Origin of the sequence: Edaphobacter modestus, assembly GCF_004217555.1 — a bacterium.
Lineage (GTDB): Bacteria > Acidobacteriota > Terriglobia > Terriglobales > Acidobacteriaceae > Edaphobacter > Edaphobacter modestus.
In genome coordinates, this window is record NZ_SHKW01000008.1 from 50811 (window position 1) to 75701 (window position 24891).

The 24891-nt window shown below is 54.7% G+C and carries 32 protein-coding genes; 7 read left to right on the forward strand and 25 right to left on the reverse strand.

Annotated elements, in window-relative coordinates:
* Positions 1-58: 58 nt before the first annotated feature.
* From dnaN to BDD14_RS30750, 8 genes are all read right to left on the reverse strand, one after another.
* Entirely contained in the window at positions 59-1267 is a 1209-nt protein-coding gene (dnaN, locus tag BDD14_RS30715; protein WP_242618408.1) for a DNA polymerase III subunit beta, read from the reverse strand.
* An 80-nt stretch (positions 1268-1347) separates the two neighbouring features.
* On the reverse strand, positions 1348-1647 hold the full coding sequence (locus BDD14_RS30720) for a hypothetical protein (RefSeq protein ID WP_130425332.1): 300 nt from the start codon (positions 1645-1647) through the stop codon (positions 1348-1350).
* Positions 1637-1939, reverse strand: a complete 303-nt coding sequence (locus tag BDD14_RS30725; protein ID WP_130425334.1) for a hypothetical protein — start codon at positions 1937-1939, stop codon at positions 1637-1639. The genes BDD14_RS30720 and BDD14_RS30725 overlap by 11 nt, the downstream gene beginning before the upstream one ends.
* Positions 1940-1985: 46 nt before the next feature.
* Complete coding sequence (locus BDD14_RS30730; RefSeq protein WP_130425336.1) at positions 1986-2495, reverse strand: hypothetical protein; 510 nt, start codon at positions 2493-2495, stop codon at positions 1986-1988.
* A gap of 818 nt (positions 2496-3313) precedes the next feature.
* On the reverse strand, positions 3314-3616 hold the full coding sequence (locus tag BDD14_RS30735) for a DUF6874 family protein (RefSeq protein WP_130425338.1): 303 nt from the start codon (positions 3614-3616) through the stop codon (positions 3314-3316).
* A 66-nt stretch (positions 3617-3682) separates the two neighbouring features.
* Positions 3683-4018: a hypothetical protein gene (locus BDD14_RS33555; RefSeq protein WP_242618409.1), complete on the reverse strand. Its 336-nt coding sequence runs from the start codon at positions 4016-4018 to the stop codon at positions 3683-3685.
* A 10-nt stretch (positions 4019-4028) separates the two neighbouring features.
* On the reverse strand, positions 4029-4877 hold the full coding sequence (locus BDD14_RS30745) for a PRTRC system ThiF family protein (RefSeq protein ID WP_130425340.1): 849 nt from the start codon (positions 4875-4877) through the stop codon (positions 4029-4031).
* A gap of 37 nt (positions 4878-4914) precedes the next feature.
* Positions 4915-5571, reverse strand: coding sequence for a DUF1738 domain-containing protein (locus BDD14_RS30750; protein ID WP_130425342.1), 657 nt, complete (start codon positions 5569-5571; stop codon positions 4915-4917).
* A gap of 387 nt (positions 5572-5958) precedes the next feature.
* Between BDD14_RS30750 and BDD14_RS30755 the strand changes: the two genes are divergently transcribed.
* The 4 genes from BDD14_RS30755 (at position 5959) to BDD14_RS30775 (ending at position 11134) form a co-directional block, all read left to right on the forward strand.
* Positions 5959-6141 carry a hypothetical protein gene (locus BDD14_RS30755; protein WP_130425344.1) on the forward strand — a complete coding sequence of 61 codons (183 nt, stop codon included), beginning with the start codon at positions 5959-5961 and terminating at the stop codon, positions 6139-6141.
* Entirely contained in the window at positions 6138-7031 is an 894-nt protein-coding gene (locus BDD14_RS34080; RefSeq protein ID WP_341273351.1) for a PadR family transcriptional regulator, read from the forward strand. The genes BDD14_RS30755 and BDD14_RS34080 overlap by 4 nt, the downstream gene beginning before the upstream one ends.
* Positions 7028-9730: an ABC transporter permease gene (locus tag BDD14_RS30770; RefSeq protein ID WP_130425346.1), complete on the forward strand. Its 2703-nt coding sequence runs from the start codon at positions 7028-7030 to the stop codon at positions 9728-9730. The genes BDD14_RS34080 and BDD14_RS30770 overlap by 4 nt, the downstream gene beginning before the upstream one ends.
* Before the next feature lie 270 nt (positions 9731-10000).
* Positions 10001-11134, forward strand: coding sequence for a hypothetical protein (locus BDD14_RS30775; protein WP_130425348.1), 1134 nt, complete (start codon positions 10001-10003; stop codon positions 11132-11134).
* A 272-nt stretch (positions 11135-11406) separates the two neighbouring features.
* Here BDD14_RS30775 and BDD14_RS30780 read toward each other — a convergent pair whose 3' ends face one another.
* The 16 genes from BDD14_RS30780 to BDD14_RS32230 all read right to left on the reverse strand — a co-directional run bounded on the left by BDD14_RS30780 (position 11407) and on the right by BDD14_RS32230 (position 21561).
* Positions 11407-11589 (reverse strand): hypothetical protein, encoded by a 183-nt coding sequence (locus tag BDD14_RS30780; protein ID WP_130425350.1) that lies wholly within the window; start codon positions 11587-11589, stop codon positions 11407-11409.
* A gap of 75 nt (positions 11590-11664) precedes the next feature.
* Positions 11665-12387: a PRTRC system protein B gene (locus tag BDD14_RS30785; protein WP_207231950.1), complete on the reverse strand. Its 723-nt coding sequence runs from the start codon at positions 12385-12387 to the stop codon at positions 11665-11667.
* Between the two features lie 214 nt (positions 12388-12601).
* Complete coding sequence (locus BDD14_RS30790) at positions 12602-13501, reverse strand: hypothetical protein (protein ID WP_130425355.1); 900 nt, start codon at positions 13499-13501, stop codon at positions 12602-12604.
* A gap of 123 nt (positions 13502-13624) precedes the next feature.
* A complete protein-coding gene (locus BDD14_RS30795) occupies positions 13625-13831 on the reverse strand; it encodes a PRTRC system protein C (protein ID WP_130425357.1) in 207 nt (68 codons plus the stop codon).
* Positions 13800-14519 (reverse strand): PRTRC system protein E, encoded by a 720-nt coding sequence (locus BDD14_RS30800; RefSeq protein ID WP_130425359.1) that lies wholly within the window; start codon positions 14517-14519, stop codon positions 13800-13802. The genes BDD14_RS30795 and BDD14_RS30800 overlap by 32 nt, the downstream gene beginning before the upstream one ends.
* Positions 14520-14584: 65 nt before the next feature.
* Positions 14585-14842 carry a hypothetical protein gene (locus BDD14_RS30805; RefSeq protein ID WP_130425361.1) on the reverse strand — a complete coding sequence of 86 codons (258 nt, stop codon included), beginning with the start codon at positions 14840-14842 and terminating at the stop codon, positions 14585-14587.
* Positions 14843-15220: 378 nt separating this feature from the next.
* Positions 15221-15712 (reverse strand): hypothetical protein, encoded by a 492-nt coding sequence (locus BDD14_RS30810; protein WP_130425363.1) that lies wholly within the window; start codon positions 15710-15712, stop codon positions 15221-15223.
* Positions 15713-15745: 33 nt separating this feature from the next.
* On the reverse strand, positions 15746-15961 hold the full coding sequence (locus BDD14_RS30815) for a hypothetical protein (protein ID WP_130425365.1): 216 nt from the start codon (positions 15959-15961) through the stop codon (positions 15746-15748).
* Between the two features lie 47 nt (positions 15962-16008).
* Entirely contained in the window at positions 16009-16161 is a 153-nt protein-coding gene (locus tag BDD14_RS32225) for a hypothetical protein (RefSeq protein WP_165420453.1), read from the reverse strand.
* Positions 16162-16605: 444 nt separating this feature from the next.
* Positions 16606-17556 carry a hypothetical protein gene (locus BDD14_RS30820; protein WP_130425367.1) on the reverse strand — a complete coding sequence of 317 codons (951 nt, stop codon included), beginning with the start codon at positions 17554-17556 and terminating at the stop codon, positions 16606-16608.
* Positions 17557-17603: 47 nt separating this feature from the next.
* Entirely contained in the window at positions 17604-17942 is a 339-nt protein-coding gene (locus BDD14_RS30825) for a hypothetical protein (protein ID WP_130425369.1), read from the reverse strand.
* 367 nt (positions 17943-18309) lie between these two features.
* Positions 18310-18759, reverse strand: coding sequence for a hypothetical protein (locus BDD14_RS30835; RefSeq protein ID WP_130425373.1), 450 nt, complete (start codon positions 18757-18759; stop codon positions 18310-18312).
* Between the two features lie 165 nt (positions 18760-18924).
* Positions 18925-19269, reverse strand: coding sequence for a hypothetical protein (locus BDD14_RS30840; protein WP_130425375.1), 345 nt, complete (start codon positions 19267-19269; stop codon positions 18925-18927).
* A 170-nt stretch (positions 19270-19439) separates the two neighbouring features.
* Positions 19440-19883, reverse strand: a complete 444-nt coding sequence (locus tag BDD14_RS30845) for a hypothetical protein (RefSeq protein WP_130425377.1) — start codon at positions 19881-19883, stop codon at positions 19440-19442.
* 180 nt (positions 19884-20063) lie between these two features.
* On the reverse strand, positions 20064-21134 hold the full coding sequence (locus BDD14_RS30850; RefSeq protein WP_130425379.1) for a hypothetical protein: 1071 nt from the start codon (positions 21132-21134) through the stop codon (positions 20064-20066).
* 268 nt (positions 21135-21402) lie between these two features.
* Positions 21403-21561: a hypothetical protein gene (locus BDD14_RS32230; RefSeq protein WP_165420455.1), complete on the reverse strand. Its 159-nt coding sequence runs from the start codon at positions 21559-21561 to the stop codon at positions 21403-21405.
* Between the two features lie 592 nt (positions 21562-22153).
* On the opposite strand from BDD14_RS32230, the gene BDD14_RS30855 reads away from it, so the two are divergent.
* Genes BDD14_RS30855 through BDD14_RS30865 form a run of 3 tightly spaced genes read left to right on the forward strand, consistent with a single transcriptional unit; the run spans position 22154 to position 23561 of the window.
* Positions 22154-22567 (forward strand): hypothetical protein, encoded by a 414-nt coding sequence (locus BDD14_RS30855; RefSeq protein ID WP_130425380.1) that lies wholly within the window; start codon positions 22154-22156, stop codon positions 22565-22567.
* 3 nt (positions 22568-22570) lie between these two features.
* A complete protein-coding gene (locus tag BDD14_RS30860) occupies positions 22571-23191 on the forward strand; it encodes a peptidoglycan recognition protein family protein (RefSeq protein ID WP_130425382.1) in 621 nt (206 codons plus the stop codon).
* Positions 23178-23561, forward strand: coding sequence for a hypothetical protein (locus tag BDD14_RS30865; RefSeq protein WP_130425384.1), 384 nt, complete (start codon positions 23178-23180; stop codon positions 23559-23561). Before BDD14_RS30860 ends, BDD14_RS30865 begins: the two co-directional genes overlap by 14 nt.
* A 668-nt stretch (positions 23562-24229) precedes the next feature.
* Here the strand turns inward: BDD14_RS30865 and BDD14_RS30870 are convergent.
* Positions 24230-24724 carry a ubiquitin family protein gene (locus BDD14_RS30870; protein WP_165420456.1) on the reverse strand — a complete coding sequence of 165 codons (495 nt, stop codon included), beginning with the start codon at positions 24722-24724 and terminating at the stop codon, positions 24230-24232.
* Positions 24725-24891 lie beyond the last annotated feature (167 nt).

A 24891-nucleotide genomic window follows, 5' to 3' on the forward strand; every position in this document is an offset into this window, starting at 1 on the left:
CCCTCATTTCAGAGGGCTTTCACTACAAACGCAACAGATAGTCGTACGGTAGGATCTACTACCGCATGGGCATGACGATGTAGATGAACGATGTGAACTCAGAGTTGGCGACCTCGGGCTCAAACCGGGCTGCACTCTGGCCGTCCTTAAAGCTCATCTTGATCTCGCCAGCACCAACCACCTTACAAAAGTCGAGAACGTAACTCGAGTTCACCTTGATTGTGATCGGACCCGCGGCGTACGGCGCATCCACGGTGTCTTCTGATTCTCCCGCCTCCGTGGAGGATGAATTAATTTTGAGCGAGTTGGCACCGAGGTTCAGCTTAATTCCATTTGATTTCTCATCTGCGAATTGCGAAACTCGGCGCAGTGAACGCTCAAAGTCAGCGGTGGGGACGATCACTGTGTTCTTGTTGTTGGTGGGTATCACAGCTGCATAGTTTGGGAACTGGCCGGACATTTTCCTTGTCGAATAGTCCCGCGAGCCCATACGGAAATACATTGAAGTCTCATCCTCGAAAACCTGCACTGTATCCTCGTTGGTCGAGCCGAGCAGGGAATTTAGATCGTGCAGCGCCTTCGATGGAATGAGCAGCTTGCGTGCGGTTTCCACTCCGGGCACTTCTTCATCCTTCGCGGCAATAGCGAGTCTGTGCCCGTCTGTTGCGCACATCGCCACCTTGTTGGCCTCGAGAATCAGTAGGGCACCGTTGAGAGTGTACCGGCTCTCCTCCGTAGATACCGCGATGACGGTGCGGCCGATCAGCGAACGTAGGAGCTGGACCGAAAGCGAAACCGGCTTCAGGTTGGCCGCCGGTGACTGCATCTGTGGATACGAGTCACGTGGCATGCCGACCATCTTCGTCGTCGACCGTCCTGCTCGAATCTGGAGCCAGGAGTTATCGAGGAGTTTGATGCTGACGTCTCCGGCTGGCAGAAGTCGAATGTAATCGTACAACTTCCTCGCTGACACGGTGGCGATGCCCGGCTTTTTCACGATCGCGTTGAACTTCGTGCGCAAGGCCTGGTCCAGATTGGTGGCTGACACCGACACTGAGCCGTCATTGGCTTCAATCAGGAGGTGCGACAGGATGGGGATGGTGGTCTTCGTGGAGACGATGCCCTGTGCGGCCGAGAGTTCGGCAAGCAATTCATCCCGGGTTGCGACGAATTCCATAAAGACGGCGGGTGTGGCTTTGGCCTTGCTGGCAGACGTGACGAGGGACGGTGAAGGTGCGGGCGCTGGAATAACAGGGGCGGTTGACATGGGAGACCTTTCAGGTGGGATAAAGGCAGAGAGCCGGTGGAACGATGCGGCTCTCCTTCCTTACGGCGATGGCAGTGGTGCTAGGCGGCTACGTCGGCGGCTTTCGCTTGAGAGCTGTCGAGCCTGCCATGGATGGCCTTGAGTGTGTCGAGATGTACTGCAGATACAACAGTCAACTCCGGAGAACAACCAGTGCTATCCGCAGACTCCAAAAGTTGTTTGATGACTTCTTTCAGATGTATGTCGGCAAAGGTAGTAGGGGACCAGCTTGGACCGGGATAGATAATCAGGTCGAAAACATCATCCATCTGATTGTCTTTGACATAGATGCAGCCGCGATCATCAACCTCCGACCCCTCCCATTCGATCTCACCATTCAACGAGTATCCCCGTGGTTCGAAAAAAGTGCTTGAGCAGGTGGCTGAGCCAGAGACGGAGTCCGTGACGGCTCTCTCCTTCCTCCGGGATGAGGCGGCTTCGATCTTCGCTGACCTCGAGCAATCCGCCATAGTAGGGAAGATCTGGATCAGGTGAACCCTCAATTGCCTTGAATACAGCCTTAGTCTGAGCAGTTCGCTGAAGGTTCATGACTGCGCCCAGAACCTTTGCATCGCGTTTGGTGAGTGGCGGCGTAACGTTCAGCTCGCCACGGTAAAAGACATCATCAGCCAATTTCGACTCCTTTCAGATTGATGAAGGACTTGTGCAACATGATCGACTATCCAAAAAGCGAAAACTGACTGTCTGCTTGCACAGGTTCCAAGGTTGCGACAGACACTACCGGGCGGCGGGTTGAAGGGGTTTCAATTTTGGAGGGGGGTTGGGTATCAGATATATACCCCTCATACTTTGCCTGCAGGTGTGCCAGGACTGCACGTTCAGCCTGTTCCGTCTCCCTGCCGAGCCGAGACCTGTACATCTCATAGAAGCCAAGTTCACGCAGCTTCTCCTGGACAGCCGCTTCAACATCCGAGTAGGTGTAAGCGGGATCTCCATAGTTCGGCCAGTTCAGGAGGCAGGAAAGAAAGCGAACCTTGGCCGCTGTGCAGGTAAAGAACGCTTGGTAGAAACCCTCCAAATTGTAGTGGGCTATCATCCCAAATACACATGAGAGACGGTTGTAGAAGCCCTTCGTAAACTTCTGTCGCGGGAAGTCGGTGGCGATGAAATTGATCAGGTGGTTTGCGAAGGCGAGCTTCTTCTCTGCGGAATCCCACTCCGTGGGCATGAACTCGTTTTCTATAAAAACTTTCGATGATTTAGAGATAACAACCTCCAGGCACACTGGCCCAAAAAAAGAGGCTATGCACGATCGCACAGCCTCTGGTGTTTTTTAGGACTCTTTCTAAGCCGCGACAGGAACGTCGGACTCGGGAAGTTCGGAGAAGGATAGTGGACTGGTTTGAAGAGTATGCTCTGAGGAATCCTCGAAGTAGCCACACTCCGAACAAGAGACGACGTAGCTTGAATCGCCGCAATCAAATGACTGCGAGCACGTCGGCGAGTCACACTTAGGGCAGTAAATTATCGATTCAACGATCGTAGCCATATCATTGGTCTCCAAAGAAAAAGCGCCCGGCATGTTCCTGGACGCAAAAGTAGCCGACGAGTTCACGAGCGTCAGGTCAACGGCTCGCGTATCCAGATGCGCAATCCCTCGCTTGGGGCTTCCACACTCCACACTGCGACAGAGACGCCACTGTCACTTTCTGAGCACTCCTCACGCAGAGGCAGTTGAGGTTCACCTAACTGCTGTGTCCTGCAGAATTCAATAGCTGAATCAGCGGCCGTCCAAGCTATAACGGTTGATTGCACTGTCTTAGTATTGCCACGGCCAAGAAAACACGAGACCAAAAAGCGTCTGCAGATCATTAGAAATTTCCTTGTGCAAGACGGAATTCAGATAGGGGAGAATCCCGTACAGCACAGAATTTCCGATCTCGTTGCACCATCAAGGCGCATCGAGATCGGAGTAGGGTGAGGTTTGGGGCTACGTCAGTATTTTTTCAATGGAACGCTTGGAAACTGGCGAATCAGCATTCCATGTCAGGACCCTTTCCGTTCCGTCTGGGCATAGCGAGGGACGAAGAAGTTCTTCAGCGTGCCCGTCTCCCTCTCCAGATGGACGTAGATTCCGATCGCGTCATGGGTGAAGTCGCCGGTCTTCGCTTCAGCAGCCTCAGCCATCTCTTCGAGTCTGAGCGGACAGCCGTTGGCGTGTACGGCTGTAATATCCATTACAGCTGAGCGAAGGTCGCACAGTGGTTTGTTCACAAGCTCGACGTACTTGAGCGCGATTCGACGAATGATGTGTACTTCCTCAGCGGTGGTTTCCCAGTTTATCGGCACTTTTGTCTCCTGACTTTACGACGCGCAGTGAGCGCACTTAAACTTTGGTAATTTAGGGCCACCCGCTTACGCGGCCTCCCCTATGACAATGTCTTCAGGTCTGGGTTCTGTCCACGGCACGGCGCAGATGAAATAGCCCAAGCGATTCACGCGCCAGAAACCCGGCGTGATGTACGTTTCCTCATCGCCTTCGATAAGGGACCAGACAAGATTCTCGGGTTTGTTGCGTACCTCTTCGACTTCTGTACCCCACGTCTCAAAGAGCTTGCCGTCAAATGCTCCGTTAGCTTGCGGGAAGGTGTTGATGATGGGCTGGTACGTCTCCAGCCACTGATCGAAAAGGTTCGTGGTCGCGGCAACAGTGCCACGGTAAGACGAGACCAAAAAGCGTTTGCTGGTCATAGAAATATCCTTATGCAAGACCGGTTACATTACGCCGCCTGCCCATACGGCGCCGACGGCGTGATTGTTTCTCCCACATATCCGGGTCAATCGGCATTGGCACTGTTCGACCCGTCGCGGCGTTATAAAACGCTCCATGATGATCGAGAGTGCCGTAACGCAGGAGTCGAGTGACCATTGCGAGCGCACTTGTGGCGAGGACGTTGTTGACGAATGGCTCCTGTTTTTGCAAAGCATCCGCAGCCGAACAGCTAGGCTGGGAACCTTCCCCCAATGAGGTGTCCATAATAGAAGGGAACAGTTCGGTCACGGTGCGGAGCCGAACGCGGGAGCGGCGGTTGATCGCATTGAGGGGTTGGCCGAGGACAAACTGACCATTGCTGGCGTTGTTTCCGAGGTCGCACCAATACCTGACGCAACGCCATGGCCCGGTGGCATTATTGAAGGCTTCGTGCATTTCAAGCCGCGCCGAACGGGTATCCACACAGCTAATGACAAGGTCGATCGTGCGGTCATACGAACTGAGGGACGATGCCTTCGTCTTACTAAAAAACTCTTCCTGCGATTTCCACTGGAAGCCGTGAAACATATTGACCCGATTGACGAGGGTTGTAGCCTTATTCTGCCCGATATCCGCGGCGCCGAATGGCTGACGCACACAGTTTGTTGGCGAGACGGTATCTGCATCCATCACCGTCACATCCAACCCGTCGGGCTTCCCCCATGCGACTAACGCGTGGTGAAGATAGGGAAGGCCGAAGAGGACGGTGCTGCCGTTGCCTCCCGAACCAATCAGGAGAACGCGGATAGCTCGCCCGGACACACTTCCATCATTCGAGAGCTGGTGAGTAATCTTCATTTTTTATTCTCCTGATTGATTCGGTAATTACGTACGTTTACGCCGCAAGAGCTTCGCTTGCTGGCTCAAGCGCTTCTTCGTTTTGTGCTGAAGGCTTGTCGAGGATCGCGGCCAGGATTCCTGTTGCGGTCTGCTGTACCAGAGAGAGACTTTCCATGAGAAGGTCTGCATCTCCCGACCACAATTGGATATAGTCGACTGCTGCATTGTTCGTTTCGAGCCCAAGGGCGCTGCAAACCACGAAGGCAACTGCCTCCGCTTCGGTCTCTCGCAGAACCTTCGTCGTCGCCGCTCGCCGCTCCCCCTTGTGCAATTCTTCATGGGCTACCTCATGGATGAGCACGGAGAGGGTTTCCGCAGTCGGCAAGCCGCTCTTGAGCACAATCCTGCCGCCATAGGAGAGGCCATCGGCAGCCATATTGTCGACGTATTCGAGCGCAATTCCGCAGAGGCTCACGTACTTGATCAGCCGGTCCAGGTACTCAGTTGCTTCGCCCTCGACCCTGCCCGTGCTCGGTAGCTCGTCGCCGTCGGTCTGTTCTTTCGAAAACACATCAACGACGCGAAAACCGCGCAGGACGCGCTCTGCGGACTTCGATGAATCTACCAACTGGGGACCTTCGCTGGTCTCAGAGTCCTTTTTGCGGGAGATCACCGGGGCTGTGATACGGATGCCCTTCTCCCCTTTCCGCACGAATCGTCCGAGGGACTTCCATGTTTGAAACCCTGCGACGTGCGTAGCATCGGGAGCTTGCGAAGTACCTACAGAATGCGCATGTTTTGACCTCTAAGATTCACTATCCCCATCATCCGCAGTACGGCCAGACGGTGACGCTGGTACGGAGGTGTTCCTCCTTCGTACACCACCAGGTACAGGTGGCTTTTCCCAACGGAGCACAGCTCCTTGTTCCCGAGTGGATGCTCGACGAGGATATCTGCCGTGAGGTCGAGATGGTTGAACGTCCCACATTGGCGATCTCCGCTCTTCTGGCTCTGCGCGAACTGGTCGATTCACAACAACAGCATTCTCCGCCGTCAGTCTCGGTAGTGTTAGAAGCATCTTCGCCAGGAGGTGCATCCTTTGAGCCATCCACGCCAGAGAGTTCTTCTCTGGGAGATTCCACCGAAGCCGGAACTTCCCCAAGCAGCCGAACAGCGTTGCCTCGAGTTGCTAAGCCACATGCTTCTGGCAGCGGCGACCAACATAGCAGCCAACAACAAGGAGAAAAGCGATGAGCGAGAAGATTCAGTCGAGTCACACTGAACGGGAGGGCCTGCGTTTACACCCGCCAGTCGTCGATGAGCCAGGTTCGCAACCACCTGGAGGGTCAGCGTCGTCAGTACGATCTCAGGGAGCGGGCGCAGGCTCTTGGCTTTCAGCGGGTCATTGTCATCGATGACGACCTTGGCCGCTCTGGAACCGGCTCCGTCGAGCGTCCCGGATTCGGCCGACTGCTCGCGGCGGTGTGCTCAGGCAAGGTAGGTGCCGTACTGGCGCTTGAAGCATCCCGTCTCGCCCGGAACAACCGCGACTGGCATCATCTGATCGATCTCTGTGCCATGGCCGGCACGCTGGTCATCGATCACGACGGCATCTACGATCCCAGTTTACTCAACGACCGCCTTCTGCTTGGTCTCAAGGGCACTATGAGCGAGTTTGAGATTAGCCTGTTGCGCCAGCGCGCCATGGAGGCCCACAAACAGAAGGTCCGCATCCCGCCGGACGATCTATTCCAAACTGAATGCAGTAGACGATCTACGGCCAATTGGAGTAGATTGCCTACAGCTATGGTTGCAAAAGACAAGTACAAGAACCGGATCGAGCTGCTGCAAGGGACGCTAGATATGCTCATCCTGCAGACATTGCAGTGGGGTTCTCAGCACGGTTATGGCATTGTGCAGGTGCTTAGGACTCGTTCTGGGGACGTTCTTCAGGTCGAAACAGGCTCTTTGTACCCGGCCCTCCATCGGCTAGAGCGCCAGGGCTGGGTAACCTCGGAGTGGAAGCAGACCGAGAGCAACCAACGTGCCAAGTACTACCGCGTCACCGCCTCTGGTAAGAAGCAACTAGCCTCTGATCTCAGCCGCTGGCAGCAGATCGTAGAAGCAATCGGGTTGATTGTTGGTCCTGAGCCGAAAGGAGGGGGTGCGTGAGTTTCTTGCCTAAGTCATTGGCCAAGCGCAAAGACGAGCTTGAGGAGGAGATTCAGGCTCATCTTCAGATGGCGATTCAAGATCGCAGGGACCGAGGCGAGCCAGCAGAACTGGCGCGGAGCGGAGCGATGCGGGAGCTTGGGAATGTCGCGCTGGTCAAAGATGTGACGCGCGAGATGTGGGGATCGGTTTGGCTGGAGCGTCTGGGACAGGATCTGAAGTATGCACTGCGGCAGTTGCGGAGGTCTCCGGCGTTCACGATCACGGTTATCGGAACGCTTGCGCTTGGTTTGGGTGCAACGGCTGCGATGTTTACCGTCGTCGATCGTGTCCTGTTACGGCCACTGCCGTATGCAAATGCGCGTGAGCTGGTTGGGATCAAAGAGACAGGCAAGAAGGGGCCCCTTGGTTTGGGAGCGCCTTTTCTCGATCTGCAACAGTGGCGGGAGCGCAGTCATAACCTGAGAGACCTTGCATTTTATGAGGCCAATGCAAACATTGGGCATCTGTCTTTCCTGGAAGGAAATACCGGTTCGATACAGGTCAATGCTACGAAGATAAGTGGAAACCTGTTCGCGACATTAGGGGTGTACCCAACGATGGGCCGCTCTTTTGAGGTGCAGCCGGACAGCGGGGCTGTGCAGGCGGATGATGCACACACGATCCTGCTAAGCGACGCAGTGTGGCGGACTGTTTTCGGGAACGATCCGAAGATTCTGGGCAAGCCAGTGAAGGTCAGCGGGGTCTCGTATGAGGTAGTGGGAGTCATGCCGCGCGGCTTTACTTTTCCTTTCGGCGGAGCGAGCCCGGTGGTGTGGACTCCAGCTGTGCTTGCCGATGCGGACAAGGTGCGGACAAAACATGGGACGAACTATCAAGTGATTGCGCGATTGGGGCCTGGAGTCAGAGTAGATGCCGCAGAAGAAGAGCTGAAAGTCATCCAGGCGGAAGTGGCTAAGGCGTACACAGACCCCTATGATCGCGAACAGGTCACTTCGGTCCAGGTGCAGCGATATGGCGATTCGCTGGTGAAGGGAGATGTGAGAAAGTCACTTCTGGCCCTGTTTGGTGCAGCGGGCGTGTTGTGGCTGATTGCCTGCGTGAATGTGACGAGCCTCTTGCTGGCACGAGCGACGGCCAGGCAGCGGGAGATTGCCGTGCGTGGAGCATTGGGGGCAAGCCGGTGGCGTATCGTGCAGCAGCTTCTGATCGAAGGGCTTGTGCTGAGCGGAGCCGCTTCGCTGTTGGGAGTTGGTTTGGCCACGCTGACTCTGAGACTGTTCGAGCACGGTTTGACGACGCAGTTTCATATCTATACAAAAATGACGCCGAATCTTTCTGTTGTCGGTGTCTTGTTTGCACTAACGGTGGTCAGCGCGCTGGTGTCATCGGCGTGGCCCGCTATTGCAGCAGCTAAAACAGCCATCGAACCTGCGCTGCGTCAGAGTGGTTCGCAGAGTGGAGCGGGGAGAACACAATTTCGAATGCGCGCTCTGCTGGTGGTGGCGGAGATTGCAATGTCGCTTACGTTGCTGGTTGGATGCGGGCTGCTGCTACGCACGATCTATGCGCTGAAGCATGTGCCTCTGGGGTTCCGAACCGATCATGTGATCGTTGCTAACATGAGCATCCCCGCATACAAGTTCGCAGGAAGAGATATGACCGCGGAGCTCTACCAGCCTTTGCTAGAGCGGGTGCAACACTTGCCCGGAGTGCAGAGCGCCACATTGATGACGGAGGTGCCGCTGGGCAAGACCTTTCAGATGATCTTTACGTTTTCAACTGAAGGAAAGAGTGCAGTCGATGTGCGACGACGGGAGATGCAATCGCGGTTTCGCGCAGTGGGGCCGGACATGCAAAAGGTATTCGGTTTCCGCATGCTGAAGGGGCGATTCTTCAATGAGGGAGATACGCCCAGCTCGCAGCCGGTCGTGGTGGTGAATCGTGCGTTCGTGAAGGAGTATTTCGGAGACGATCAGGACCCGGGGAGGATCCTGGGCGAGACGCTTCTCAATTACAACAAAGAGAGGCGCGCTGTTGTCGTTGGCGTGCTCGACGACGCGCGTCAGGTGTCCATCGCCGAACAGTCCCAGCCGGAGATTGAGGTTTGTCTTCCGCAGATCACGCCTGACAGTTCCTTTTACGAAGGCGCGACAGGAATGGCGATGGATTTAGCCGTGCGGACAGAGCGCAGTTCTGCTTCGATTGTTCCTGAGCTACGCGAGTTGTTGCGAAACGCGAGTCCGGAGTTGGCGGCCAGCAACTTTACGACTATGGACCAGGTGGTTGAGGACTCGTACGGCAGCCAACACCTTGCTGCGAGATTGCTGGAGATCTTTGGCGGTGCGGCACTATTGCTATGCGTGGCCGGGATCTACGGATTGCTCGCTTATCTCGTCACACAGCGGACCAAGGAGTTGGGGCTCCGAATCGCCTTAGGGGCGCAGCGCGGCGAAGTGATGTGGCTGGTCCTGCGGCAGGCGAGCTGGATGCTGCTCACAGGGTCGGTCGTGGGATTGATCCTTGCCTATCTCTCAAGCCTTCTGTTAAGGACATTCCTCTATGGCATCGAGCCACATGACCCCTGGACGATGGGAGCAGTGACTCTCTTGCTCCTTAGTGGTGGGCTGGCCGCTGCATATTTACCGGCTCGCCGGGCGGCAAGCGTCGACCCAATTCACGCGCTCCGAGCCGAATAAGAAGTCGACACCTACGAGATCAGCGGGATTGTCATATCTGTCTTAGCCAGTCGTCACCAAAGGATCCTCAGCCGATGCGGGAGTGGAATTATGCCAAGGAATAGGGTTGTGGCGAAGTATTGCTGTGTGGTCGCGCTAATCCTTGGTGTATATGGAATAGATGGACCATTGCTGGGACAGACCACTGTACCTCCGCAGCCTTCACCAAACGAGAGCAGCCTTCGACGCCCGGGACAAAGCTATCAAGAAGCGATGCGTCCACTGGATATCGTGAGAAATTCTCTAGACAACTGGTCTGACGCCGAACTCTCGGCACTCGCGGCGGGGATGCACAAGGCCAAGGAAGCATGTTCGCAAGCAGTGCCGGAGGACTATTCCGGGGATGATCTATACGACCTTGTACGCCTCTGCGCCCTAGGCCAGGATTGGTCCGCTACAAACGTAGCCGCGGCAAGATACGTGGCAAGTGGGAGTGAGATGCATCGGGCACATTCATACGCAATGAGCATCGATGCGCTCATCCACACAGATGACACCGCTCACGCTGTCACAACCGCAAGGGATATGCTTCACGAACTGCCTTACGACCCTGTTGTTGCTCAATCCTTCTGGTACTTGACCACCTACCTCGAACGCAGTTTCGATGAACAAGCTCTCGAGCTCGCCAGTGAGCAGCAGGCTTCTCTGATTACGGCTCTAAGCAATGGTGGTCCATTAAAGGACACTCATGGCGAGGCCGCGATGAGAATCGGAACACTCTACGAGATAGGGCTCCAACTAGCATTCCTACAACGCTACGCCGGGAAGGAGCACGATGCAGAATTCACTATCCATCAACTGAAGACGGCGCTCTCCGGACTGACCTCTATCGACTCTGAGAGCCAAAAGATTATCGACTTGGGGAATACTCGGTATTCGCTGCTTGGCAAACACCTGCCAAGCGTGAATGTCTCCCGATCTTTCCTTTCTGTCGCGGCAAAGGCCAGATTCAACCGAGACCTCCGGGCCTCGACGGTACTGCTGTTGTTTCCTGACTGGTGCGGACAATGCAGAAGGATGTTGAAAACGCTCAGCGCCTTCAACTCAAATGAGGCTGAGGCGAGGATTCATGCGTATGGACTGATGATGGAGACACAACCCGATGATCCATCAGAACCATCTCGCGAAGCGCGCTTGAAGGATCTCGAGGGAACACCGACGCTGATTGTTCCATCGGCGACTTTAGACGCCCTTGGAGCGAAGGATTTTCCATTTGCGGTTGTGACGGATCAGGGTGGCCGAGTGCAATACATCGGTTCGATCCCAACGAATGCCTTCGATCGCGACGGCTATATTCACCATATTGTCCAACGATTCTCCAAAGCATCGTCGTCTGCAAAGGGCGAGCAGCCAATATCGAAATAATCCTCCCTCCCGGAGGTTCACCTCTAGCTCAATTCCACGGAGGTAACGAATTGGATTCGTGCACTCGCTTTAGGTTGTGGAGAGGCGCCGTAGTTTCTATCCTGAGGCGGTTGGCCTATCGTCGTAATCGGCAGCGCCAGTACGAAGAAGCATGCGCAGCATGTTGTTACCGCAAGGAGACCTGTATTCCCGACGCACGAGGCCGGCACTCCATTGATCGCAACGAGCAATGCGCAAACCCCTAATTCTATTGACTCCAGCGAGGTATAGCACTATGTCACCAGTCTCTGCGACGCGATGAGTAAAACATTATGGAAGGAGTAGGTCCGAAATCGGCCCATCACTTCAAGGTAGCGCGTCAAAGCTTCGCTCTTGCCTGCCTTCAAAGCTTCGATCAGTTGCGCAGATGCGGCGGAAATCGCCTCTGAAATTTCACTCTTCTTCTCACTGGTCATAAACCGTCCTCAAACCGCCTGTGCGGCTTCTCATTGGCTATGCCAGCCGCCGACACCGCAAAGGCATCTCAACGGCTAACTCTGGATGAACTGTCCCAACGTCTGACCTGCACTCGCCAGGTGTTGCACCGGAAAGGTTTTCTTACCTACAAGCGACTTCCACAGACCCATGAAGCCTCCCGGATGTTCAGTCAGCTTCTTGGCGGAGTTGGAGTGTGTGAATTCGCTCTGGAAAAAGGCTTTCTCCCACTTTGCGATCGACTCCACGGAAGCCTCTCGAGGCACCTTCGTTGACCCGAGACAGACACTACCCTGATCGTTCACGTTCCAATAAGGAGCCCTGAATAGGTTGGCTTTCGGGGTAGGCCGCTCGTTGATCTCAAGCGCCCGCACATCGAGACTGCCGACTTGGGCGCGAAAGACAAGGGGAGGTTGAGGGAATTGTTTGCCGGACAACTGCTTCAATTCGACGCCTTTTTCCACGGCATAAAACATGGGCCGAATTGCCGATGGGGTCCACCAGACAATCGACTCCTGGGTGCGAACGAGGACGTTATCCGGCAGGAACTCTACCGGCACTACACCACGCAGTTCCTTGATCAGTTCGAGAATGTCCTCTATTCCGATGGGCGCACCAGGGCCGAGGGACGGCGCGCCACTCTCAGAACTGCGAACGCTGTGTTTGGTTACGAACGTGTTCGGCCCACTTACATGATGAGCTGAACCGCCGCTGTACACGAGCAGGGCTTCACGCAGCTCGAAGCTCTTCGATGAACTCAGTTGCACTTGAGCTTGCACTGAAATTGCCTTTCTCGATGGCATTGCAGAGCCTTGCCACCTGTTGGTTGACGAACAGAAAGCTCCGAACATAGTTCAGAACGCGGTGCACATCTGTCACAGAAGTTGGATCGAACGAGTCAACCCAGGTCGGGGCATGTGTCACTTCGTTATAGCTCTGACTCTCTTCGTCAAACGCCTGAGTTATAGGATCGTGTTTGTCGAAGGCGACCGCTCAATTTGGCAGAGGGCAATTGTCGTCCCAGGCGTAGTCGATGTCTAGATTAGCGGGAACACGTTTGAGATATCGGATCTCCTTCATCGCAAGAACCGGTTCAATGAAGTTTGCGAACTTTCCGCTCCGATGCTTCTTGAGAAGATCGACAGAAAGGTGAATTCTGGTCGCCTCTTTTCGGAAGTTCACATCCCTAACGAAATGTGGCTGAGCTTCCTCGACGTTGGGAAAATTGATTTCATTGTCGGCACAATACTGCACGAAAGTCTGCCCTGACTCCACATCAAGGTCCATCTCGATCGACTCTTGCCATCGATCGAAGAAATATACGGCGTTGTTCTGGTCGTAGACATCCAGCCACCCATTCATGGTGCTTAGAAGGACTATGTAGAAGGCCCTGCCTAAACCAGCATGTGCGTTCTCAAGCTGTTCCAAAAGAGCACCGATGCAGAGGAATCCGCAGCCGTCCGACGTTTCGAGCAGGATGAAGAGATCGCCTTTCTTCTTCAGCTCAAGCCCTTGAAGTTCATCGACTATGGCAAAGTCGATAGTGACGATGTTGTTCAGTTCGGACGACCCGAGTTCCGCGAGCCACTGATTGATGGAACTCTTGATGAAGAGGGACAGATTCCCGTTATGGCGTTTCCACAACTCAATCGATCCAAGGCCGAGTTTCGAAATACTGTTGGCGGCAGCGAGTGCGGAGTCCGCTCCTGTGGTGTGAGTGTAGGAGGTTGGTATACCCGACAGGGAAGGAAGGACAAGGCTCGGCCTCTGCCGAGCCATTGTCATTGCAGCCAGGGTAGCAAGGCGCTGGGTGTCGGGATCGGACGATCGACGTACCTTTGACGCCCGATGAGAGAGGCCGTGATTTTGGAGCACTTTTGTGCCTCTGGGCATTGGAGAAACCTTTCGATCATCAATTCGTTTGGGGTGCGCTCCTGCCGGCTGAGTCGCTCAAACTCGGCCTGCAGGAGCTTCTGGGTCTTTGAATCGGACTTACGGAGTGGGGCTGGCATCCGCTCAGCCCTTGTGGCCGACAGATGCCGAGAATGTCACCATGTGCTCGGTTTCGGTGATCTCTTCCGTATAGGAGGAGTTGTTGAGTTCCGGATAAATGCCGGAATAGTGGTTTCGCACCTCTTCGATCGAGAAGCTCTCATCAGGAGAGGGGAGCTTTCTTCCGTCGAGGTAAAAGTTACGCGGCAATGAGACTGTTTTCAGGGCCATGACCGAATGCCTCCTCTAAAATCTCCGCTTCTTCATCGCGGGGGCTGTCAAACATGCTTGGTTGCGAGATGGGAATTGCTGCCGGCGGTGTCGACACAGGAATGTTATTGCCCTGCACCGACACGTCACCGACTTCATCGCTGGTGTCGTCGGTGTCGTCCGAGTCATCGTCCGATCCGTCAGGGTCGTTGTCAGGTTCCGGGTCGGAATCATCCGTAGTGGCGGTGGTTTCGGCTGCGACCGCAGGTGTCGCCGGCTGTGCCTCACCGTTTCCCTCTGCGGGAGTGTCGAAAAGGCTCGGCGGCGCGGGAGCGCTGGGCGGCTCTGGCTTCGCTTCAACCTTTGTCGTGGTCTTCGAGGCAGGCTTGTTCTTGTTCTTGGCCTCGGCAACCTTCTTGTCCGCCTCTTTCTTGGCCTCGGCCAAAGCAGCGTCGGTGTTTTCCTTCAACTGCTGCAGGGAACGCTCGAGCGTCAGGATCGCGCACGCATACGTTTCGATCGCCTTTGGAAGCTCGGCGTCTAGCTCCTCAGCAGTACCTTCGACGACGAACGGTTGCGAAAGCTCCTTCGGATCGTCTTTGCCCTTCGGACGCGGGGTCACGGTGACGCGGATGCGGTCGTCTTTGACCGTTCCGAGCGTAAGAATCATGCCTCTGGTCGCCAGAATAGGCGACAGTTCTTTGAACATGGCGGTTTCCTTTGTTGTGGTATGAGAAGCGACCCGAGAGAGGCCGCCAGGTTTTGAAAGCGAGTTCACTTCGCAGTTTTGTGAGCTGCTGCGGCAAACTCTCGGTTCAGTGAAGAAATTTCACGGCGAAACACCGAGATGCCCTTCTCGCCGATATTGAGTTTGGCACCGTCCGGTGTTGGAAGATAACCCACGTACCCGGTCACGTTGAAGTACAACTGATCGAACTTCACCCCATGAAGGAGCACGTCATACCGGGATTTCGTCTCGCAGATAGAGCGATCGCGGCGGTTCTCGACGAGTTGAATTGCTGGATTTGGCAACTGAAGCGTCCTCCAAAAACAAAAAAGCCCGAAGTCCTCAAGGACCTCGGGCTGTTGCGGTTCATACTCTAAACTAAGTTCAGAATCAATCCCACCCGCAGCCAGGTGCGCCGCAAAGACCGGAATCTGGGTTTAAACACAGTTTGCAGCACTCGATACCGCAGGACTCACAACTGTAACTGTGCTCCCTGCAAACTTCCTTCTTGCAGCGACAGGTACGGGTCGCCTCTTTTTGGCAATTCTTAGTCGCGTAGGTGGCAAATAAGATGGCGATCCAGCTACGATCCTCGTTGTAGGCCTGACAGCGAGCCATATGACTTCATCCTAATCTGTATGAATTGGAGACATGGACAAGGTAGCATATGGTTCTTTGTCAGGCTAACGCGCTAGGGGTATTTGGGAATCGAGGTTGCACCCTTGGGGCGGCGGCATGTTCACTCCATGATCTGCGACCTCAAACCACGGTTCCGTGAGGTAGGTCCGTTGCTCCTCGTCCCAATAAATGGGGCGTGGAATCGGGGCCATTTTCGACGGCTCGTATGCATGCCCCATGCGGGCGCAGGTGGCCTTCCAATCTGCATCTGCGGCTGCGTGGTCGGAGATGAGCCATTCTGTGAAGGCTCGGTAAAACTCGGGTGTCCACCGTGGGTAGCCCGGCAGGTCCGAGAACCTGATAATCACCCCGCCTTGACGCGCAACAACCGTTCGCTCGAACTCATCGGCGTCACCATTGAAATCCTTGCGGATGTGATCGAGCATGTCGGGCTGGCAACGGTACGCCTCAAGACTTCGCACCGCTGCGTGACAGTGAACTTTGTATTCGACCTCATCTCGATAGCTGCAATACCACTTGAATGTTGGATCAGGCATAGTTTTTCTCCCAAGGCTGCGAAGCAGTTCAGGTCAGAAGCAGGACAGAACGTCCGAAAGGAAGTCGGTTGGGTCCGGAAGCACCATGTTCCAGGCGAAGCTTCCGGGATGACGTTGGTCAAGTCCGCCGATTGGATCCTGCACGTAGATTGCGTCGGGCTCCCGCCACTCGCGTACATACATCGTGACCGGCCGCGAAGGCGGCTGTGCGACGGAGAAAAGGGAACTCAGAAAATTAGAGAGAAACATTTTGTCCTCCTCTTTCTGCCGTCGCACGATGCGAGGGCGGCTATTCGTTAATCGAGTTGAAAACGGTCGAGTTGGTCGTAGCTTGTGCTGTTGATCTCATCGGTGACGGAATAATCCATCACGAGACGAAAGTCGTATTCGTTCTTGGCATCGGAAAGGCCCCTGTAATAGGTTCTGCTATTCCGCAGTTGCTCAATCAAGGGCCTTTCTTCGATGTTTATTCCGACGGCGGAATGATTGGTAGGTAGGACGACAGTCTGGACCCGTAGCTGGGGCTGCCGGGTCCGGCTGGGTCGTATCTGTTGCCTTCCCAGAGAAGTACCCAGTGCCAACTTTTTCCTCTCTTGTGAGGCTGCTTGGCGATGGCATAGTTTGCGGGTGGGTTGATCCGCCGTAGTCGATTTGGCACGCTGTAGCCGCGATTGCGCAGAACCCTCGCGAGCGTTTTTGTCTTGGTTCCCTTGGAATGGCCAACTTCCTTGATGATTTCTTCGACGGAGAGGCCGGTGATCATGGCAAGGCAGACTTGGCCGCAGAGGCGGGAACCTTTGGGCTGAAGGAGGGGCTGGATTGGCTGTTGAGGCATTATGAGCAAAAAAACGGCCAAGCAAGGCCGGTACCTTTCATGGGGGCTGGGGATGGGGTTAGAGCTCGCGGCGATCTACCGAAGGCATGAGGAAACCCCAGTTTTGCGGGGCTGGGGCTGTAGCGGCGAGAGCGCGCAGAAAGGCTTCCTGTTTGTTCTCGCGGTCGCGGATAAGTTCGCATACTTCCTTCAAATCCTCCACGCACTCGGAGTCGTAGCCTTCACCGCTAAGAGCTTTGGCTATTGCATCCTCGTGGCGAAGAATAAAGGCTCCGGCCTCGTTCGCAACGTTGGCGTGTGTCTCTTCCCATGCCTTGAGAGCTGCGTCGACCTTCGCGGCTCCTTCCGGCGTCTTCACGCTCTCCGGGGTAAGGTCGAACACACCCAAGGCTGGCACCTTGGCAGCCTCAACGCTCCGCACTGCGTCTTTCTGATCGGCTTCGTGTGCCAACTTGAGGCCTTCCGCAACGACTTCGATGCGCTTCGCCTTGATTGCTTCCTTAGCTTCTGAGGTGAGTAGCGACCAGTTCTTCATGACTCCGTCGCGGACGTTGTTAGGACCAACCAGTTCGCGGAACGACGCGGTAGACATCCCGAAGTGTGTCCACTGTACAATCGCGCTCTCATCGTTGCGCGTCTCCTCTTTGCCATTGGTCGCGCTGTAGGTGTAGAGCGGCCAACCGTACTCTGTGGCGATTTCCATACCGTATGCGGCTGCGGCGTGGTAAGTCTCAAAATCCCCGATGCACTCGACTCCGCCGTCGTACATGTGCGCGTAGATACTGAAGAACTGCGGATTCTCGTCGTCGACCTCGCACTGGGTGCCCTCGGTCGTCGCGTTGTATCCCTTTCCTGCGGCGGCATACTCGTCTTCCAGGATGTTGCGGACGCCGTGAAGCTCCAAAGCGTCATAAAATTCGGGATCTTTGATGATGCTCTCGGCGTAGCCTCCCCACAGCTGCGAATCGCCCGTTCCCTCCGCATTCGTACTCACTTGAACTTCCATCATTGTCAAATCCTTTGCCGTGATTTCCCGCTCACGGCTGGCGGTTGGGTCTAAGCTGCTACTTCGTCGCCGGCGTAGTGCGCGACAGCAAGCGTTTTCAGTTCTTCGATCTTGGCTGGTGTGAAGACTTCGGCATGCTGTTTGTCGATCGCCTTCTGTGTGGCAATACCTGGACGCTTTAGCAAGGTCGTCGAGAAGTCGCCTTTTGTTCCGACGCCAAAGGCGTGACTAAAGCCTCCTGGATATCCCCAGACCACCCGAGCGTCTGATGCTATCCCGCGGCCGTAGGGCTTCCCCGTCTTCAGTTCTAGCAGCGCCGTTTCTTGCTGACCGCCAGTGCCGGGCCGCGTCATCCCCAGTTCGATATGCTGCTCTCTGTCTTCTGCCATCGCTTCTACTTTCCGCCGTGATTCCCGCTCACTGCTGGCGGCTTCGACACACACACGAAAGCCCGGCGCTTGTGCCGGGCTTGTAGTTGATGCCGCAATTTAGATTAGCTGAGTGTGCTGGGGGTAGGCCGTCCACCTCTGATTGGGTTAGTGGCGGGTTCAGCACAGCAAAAACAATCAGGACTTTATACGGGAATTCAGCCTGATTATCAGCGGATCGTCTCCCTGACCGGCACGGTGCCGATTGTGGACTATTACGAAGCCTCTTTTTGCCTTTCTTCAGGAAAATAGGTCTTGTCGATGCAGCTGTCGATCAGCTGAACCAGTGTGTCGTCGACCTGATGCGCGTGATGGTGGTGGTCGTCGATCAAGCGCCAGGGGGTGTTGCTCTTGGCCTCTCCGACGGTGATATAGGTCTTGATACCGAGGCCCTTGAGCAACATCGTGACGAACTCGCCGAACGTCTTGGGCCACATAGTCCATTGTCCTGTACACTGCGAATCTTCTTCATCATGTCCAGGTGAGCCTGAGCGACAGCCACCTCTTCGACTTTGGCACCGTCGTAGTAGAGGGTGTGGGCGTAGGTCCCCTTGACCTTCGCATCCCGCTCCCACTGCACGCGGAAGGCAAGGTCCTGAAAGGCGCGTCCAGTGCGCGTGTAGCGATCCGGGTAGTCGATTTGCTCTACACCCTTGCTGACGTTCACAAACCGCAGCTGCCAGACTCCGAAGTGGCTGCCACCATGGCTGCGTTGGTCGATCTTCATGGGGTCAACCCGTATGGCCATCGCGCTGAACTTGATCGGTTCTCTCTTCATATACTCCCCTTCTCCTTAAGATTGCGGATCGATGATGTTAGGCGGCCTTCTTCGACTTGGCCGGGGCAGCCGCAACGCTTTGCGCGAGGGCGTCCATGAGGCTGAAGGTCTTGGCAGCAGGCTTCGTGCTGATGGAGACCGGACCGTGCACTGTACTGAGATGTTCTATTTACAGCAATCCTGTAGATCATCTACGGTGCAGCTGCTGAGATCTCGCCTGCGGTCAACCTTGAAACCTAGCGAGGCGTCGAGCGCATCGGCCGCAGACCTGAATTCGCGCTGGACGGCCGCGGCGCGTTCAAGGAAGTAAACAGCCTTAGACGGTGATGCCTGGGAGAACGCCTCTTCGAAGGATCCAGCACGTGCCATATCTACATTGACACCTAGCTTACTGCCAGTTCTGTCAACGAATCCTATGACATGTAGCTTCCTATTAGCACCACGAAGGACAGCATAACCAGATTCGCCATAGATTTCCTTGGCCTTGATTCTTGCCTCGCTTATCTTCATTCTGTGATCGTCCTCAGACTTCAATGAGCGGCATCGGGAAATCGGCCGCGAAAAACGGAAAGGCCGCACATATGCCAGTGCGGCCTTGAGTGGTTCAATCGTGATATTTGGAGTTAGAGGTTAGTGTTTTGACCGTTGAGCCTTGATGCGTACTGCTGCGGGATTCTGGGCTAATCCTCGTAGTAGTCGTCGTCCTTAGCAGAGCAGCATGGGTCGTTGCGATCTACTGTGTAGCCGCACTCGAAGCATTTGCGCTGCTTCACCCAACTACCGGTTTCGGCATCGTAGCGGCTGTTTGTGTTAGGACAACCCGTCTCATGACAGAAAAGCCCTTGAATCATCAGTGCGGCACAGGAGTCGCAGTGAATACGTTCTGGCTTCGACAGTGCATCATTTTCCTTCACCGACACTTCGATCACCCGCCCTGTCCGCTTTCCGGTCCATGTTCGACGGTAGACATTATCAACGCGACTAGTTTTTCCGCCCTCATAGCTCTGCTTCTCAGACCGCGCAATCTCCCTTACCATTGCTTCAGTCGCGCGGATACCGCTATTGAATGCAAAGGTAATCTTCATCTGATCGGCTGCTTCGGCAACGTATTCGGTTCGTTTCACTCTTGCACCCCTTTTTCTTCACTCCCTTTACTCGGCAGCGCTCGTGGGCATGATGAGCGCAAAAAGCCCGGCCATTGAAGGCCGGGCCCCTTTCATGTGATTGATCGGTTCAGCTATTGGAACTCGACGCAGTCTTTGTGGTCGTACACAGGCCGGTCAGCATAGTTGCAACCCGCCCTTTTAGGCAGCCTCAGTATGAAACGTGTGACGAATCGCTGCAGTCCGAACGTGGGCATGTACCTCGCATTTGACATAGCTGGCCCATGCACGATCCACGGCGTGAGCTACCACGGGATTTTCCCAGTAACAGGTGTCCGTACCCGGTAAAGAGCGGCACAGGAATCCGTCGGGGTCTCCGAAAAAGGCGTGCATCTCGCTCAGGTCGAATCCTGAGGAGAATGCGATTTCGCGCAACAATGCATTCGACGCCCACTGGCTGGGACTGGAAATCGACTCAGTGTAATCCAGGCGGTAGTTTGAAGCCGCCAGCACCGGCGACTCGACTTCGTTGAAGAGGTTTTCGGGATTGGTGTCACGGAAAGCCTGCTCCGTGGCAGTCATTCTGCGACTCTTGCCAGTCACAGCACGGATCCGATTGGAATCCATCGTGATTGCGGTTGCCGGTGAGGTACGGCGAATCATGGCGAGTACCTCGTCTGCCCGTTTGTTTACGAGTCCCATACCCAATAGGTGAACACGCGCGGGCCGAACTGAGGCGAGGAAACGTTCCGCATCAGACAGGCTGGTAGCAGCCTTCTTCATGGTGAACGCAGGAACAAGTGGGACGCCGGCAGCTTCCTTTGCCGCGGCGTAGAACTCTTCGTGGGTTCGTCTCCCAAGCTGGAGCGGGATGAGGATATGGACGCCTAATTCCGCCAATTGCTTCAATTCTTGCCGATATTGCGCAAGCCGCCGTAGCGTCTCCTCCTGATCTCCTACGCGATCGGGCGCGACGACACTGAGGTTGCTCCCGAGTGCGTGCGCGAGGCGAAGATAGATAGCCAGGCGGCGGCGCCACTCTTTCGGGGTAATGGGTTTTGTGAGTTCGAGTTGCTTTGTATCCGGCGAGTAGCTGACTTCGCTGAAAGCGCCAGAGTCGAGAAAGACAGGCCCTTGCATCTCCTCAAGATCTTTGATGGCAGTCTCACGGAGGTTTGAGGCCGAAGCTCCAATGGGGATTCCTGCGAGAGCAAAGCCTCTGATCTCGCGCGCCTCGTTTACACCAGAAGCGAAAGCCGTAATTTTTGACATGGGGGTCCGTCGACTGGAATGGTGTTTACGTTTGTTTGCTCGTCCTCGATCAGTTCCAGCTTTCGTCGGTGAGAAATCGCTGGGCCGCGTTGGCAAGAGCATAGGCCGACGCAGCGGACCAGGTCTTGGTAAAGCCGAAATCAACGTATGTTACGGTTGCCGCGGGGTCCGTCTGGCGGAGGATGGCTCCGATATGAACGTAATAACCCTCCGAACCGCCCTTTATGGCGTAAGCGATCAGGAAACGGTAGCTGGCCGGAATTCGTATTTAGAGTGCGCTGTATAAGGCAGGAGACATCGAGAAGTCATATTCCTCAGCAATGTTTCCACAATGCTTGTTGATGGCGGTGAGAAGATCAGACACCAAAACACCTTCCTCGGCGATCCCATCGAGCTTGAAGTCGGTTACCATTTCCGTGCTATGCATTTGCCCTGGCTCCTGTCTGCTCTGCGACAATGTCGCTCAGAGAGTCTGCTACCTCGACCGCGAGATCCTGGCCGGTTTGAAGTGATGTACTCGGACACAGCCTTCCGCTCGTAGACGTTGCAACTGTCGAGCACACGAAATACGTCCACTTTTCGTAGCTTCGTTATATCGTCGGCCGCAATCTTGATCTTGATGATGCATTCGGGAATTCTCATTGGGTTTTTCCTGCGAAGCTCGTAGTCGTATCGACTACCTTGGTGGAGAGTTGGGTTCCTAAACTTTGCTGTTCCAAGTTGGATCCTCTCTGGATGATGGTCAGGAATGTTAGGAAGGCCTGCAGTGCTATCAGGCCGCTGTCGGAAAGAGCAAACCTTGTGCCGGCCTGCTTTCCTCGAACTCGTCTTCGAAAGACTCGAGCTCTGCCTGAGCATTCAACCGCTGTTGCTTGAAGTCAGCGAGGACAACCTCGGTCATCACCGATGCACCGCGCCATTCAGTACTTCGTGACTGGTGTACCGGCGCTTGTAACGAACCCCGCAGTGACCGAAGTCTTGAGATTTTGATAAGCTCTCCTAGAAATGGGAGGTCACAAATGCCGCAACCGTCCAACGCGACCGTTAGCATCGACGGACAAAAGTTCAATGCTGTTTCTGCCCATGTTGGGATGGATGCCCTTCATGACGGCTATGGATTACCACATATGGGGTCACTCCGCTGTTCGATCAGCTTTGTCGTTGACATTCACGACACACAGAACATGCCTTTTGCCACGCTGCAGAATCTCTTCTCACTTGCGGGCGTCGTCACCCGAGACAAGATCAAAAACATCAAGGTTGAGTTCTGGCAGGATGAAAATCAAGAGGACGCCATTTGCACCTATAGTTTTCAAGGGTGGATCAGTGGCTTTCACACGTCTGGAGGCGGAGGAAGCAATCATATCCTGAGCATAAAATTGCAGCCTGCTCTGGACCAGAAGCAATACATCGATATCAAGATGGGGAATTGATCCATGCTGAGGATTGATAACGACGGAGTCATTCGTGATGCTCGTATCAAAGTGGAGTTGATTCCTCAGATTTCGCATGGCCCGCTGACGCTGATCGATGCGATTGTAGTCCATCAAACGGATTCATCGACCGCCAAAGGCACTTTAGCAGGCTATCGCACAGGCGCTAAAGGAACCGGCGCTCACCTTTTGATCGACAAGGATGGAACTCTGTATCAGACGGTGTCGTTTCATCAGAAATGTTGGCATGTAGGTCCAATCCTATCAAGGTGTTATCAGAAACACTCCTGTGTTCCGAAAGACGAAGAGTATTATCACTCGCTTACCAAAAGTACGGGTGGGATTAACGGTAGCTATGCGCGAGCAATGGATAAGCGAGAGGAAACCAAGAAGTATCCTGACCGTTACCCAAGCAACAGCGATTCTATTGGAATAGAGATAGTAGGAAGGAGCTTGGACAATTTTGGCAATCACTTCGAATCCCCCACCACACAGCAGCAGCAGTCGTTGCATTGGCTGATCGAAGGTCTTTTAGATTCGCTTCATTTACAACGCACCGATATTTATCGTCACCCACAAATATCGAGGAAAGGCGCAGGGGAGGCTGCCGATGCGACGTGGTAGTTTACTTTTCTTAAGTGTGATCCTGCTTGGAGCAAAACAGCAGCCGGCGCACTATCCACTTCCAAAATCAGCCGACATTACGATTGGTCAGCCACAATGGAAACAAGGGGATATAGATGCAGATTCTTGTAGGCGATATCATCTAACCCCTGAACAGATACGGAAACAATTTCGCACCTACCGCCTTCTCAGTCCGGGAGACGTGCATGACAGTTACACTGTTTTTCAATGTTGGATAAATGGAACTGTGAAAGTGGCTGGTAAGACGTTTACATGGGAGAGTCGTCCCGGAAATCTAATGGAGACGAATTGGCCGGACGGCGCAAAAAAGATGCTCGGTGGAAAGCCATCAGGAGAATTAAAAGATTAAAGGCAACCAAGAGCGGTGGTTTTAGGCTCATTCGTACCTGATTGTGAGGATATCCGCATACGGCTTACACGATAAGGAAGTTTTATCGTTATGTGAGGTTCAATTCGACGGGATCCACTTGAAAAGAGCCGCCACGACCGCAGACCGCGAGCGGCCTCTCGCGCAACGCCCAGCACATGGTCCGGAAAGATATGCGCCGACGGAGCCACAACGCAAAAGCAGTCATACAATAGCTCATCTCGTACTCCTTGCAACATTCTGGGGCCCATATTTCGAGAGCATGGCGACACTGGCTAGGCGGCTGAGACCGTCCTGACTCGGACCGATCGGTTTACCGGCCTCCAGCACGCCGCGTTCGAGGAGCTCGCGCATGGCAATTACTCGTTGACAGTTTTACCCGCGGTTTTGCCTTTGTAGCGAACAGCTCTCACAACCAATTCGTCTCCCATATTCCGGCCGGAAAATTTTGGCCGCTTTCTGATCTCTGCAAATGCACGATTGATCGCCGTACCAAAGCCAGAGGCCTCAACGGTGGCGTTGTCACTCGCGCGGCCACCAGGGAGACCACGGAATTCCAAGGCGGGCGATTCCTTTCTGTAAATTACCCTTCCGCTCAACGCGCTATTTCAAAGCCGCGAATGAGCGAAAGTATGGGATCTTCATTTGGTTTACTTAGTGGCGTGGTTGATTGCTTCCAGAAGCGTCGCAACGACCTTTGCCGGGTCGGTCTCTGTGCTCGGCAAGCTGGTCTCTACGCTCTGGCCATCCAGAAACTGATTCAGGTCAGCGTCTGCGTAGACGTCCGCGCCCCACGTCTCAAGGCTGTCGCCGGCAACGTAGTATTTACCACTCATAGGAAAGAGAACCGTCCAGAGGTTGCCGCCTGAGTGCCAGAGTTTGGCATAAATGCCCTGCATCTGGAACTTCTCAGCGATGGCTTCCATGAGCGCTCTGCCCTCTAGCGGCTCCGTCTCCACTGCCGCTGACTGCCCATGAGCCGCCCGAACGCTGCGGATGATCTCCGGAACCTTGTCGAAGCTGTCACCAGCATATAGGTCGAACATATGCCCGTTGGAGTCTTCAACTGCCACATAAAACCGTTCCGCCTTGGGCATCTCCCGCTTCTCAGGCTCCGGGTGCTCCACGTGCACAGCAAGCAACATGTTGCTGTTCGTCTCCGTCCTCAGATGGAAGCTCGGGCATACGTTGTTGTGCCAGCTCGAATCCTCTAAGATGCCCCGCCTTACCATGTTGTCTAGGTCTCGCGGCACTCGGCACTCCTCCCCGAATTCACGAACCCACAACCTAGCGTCTTTATTCGTCGTCATCG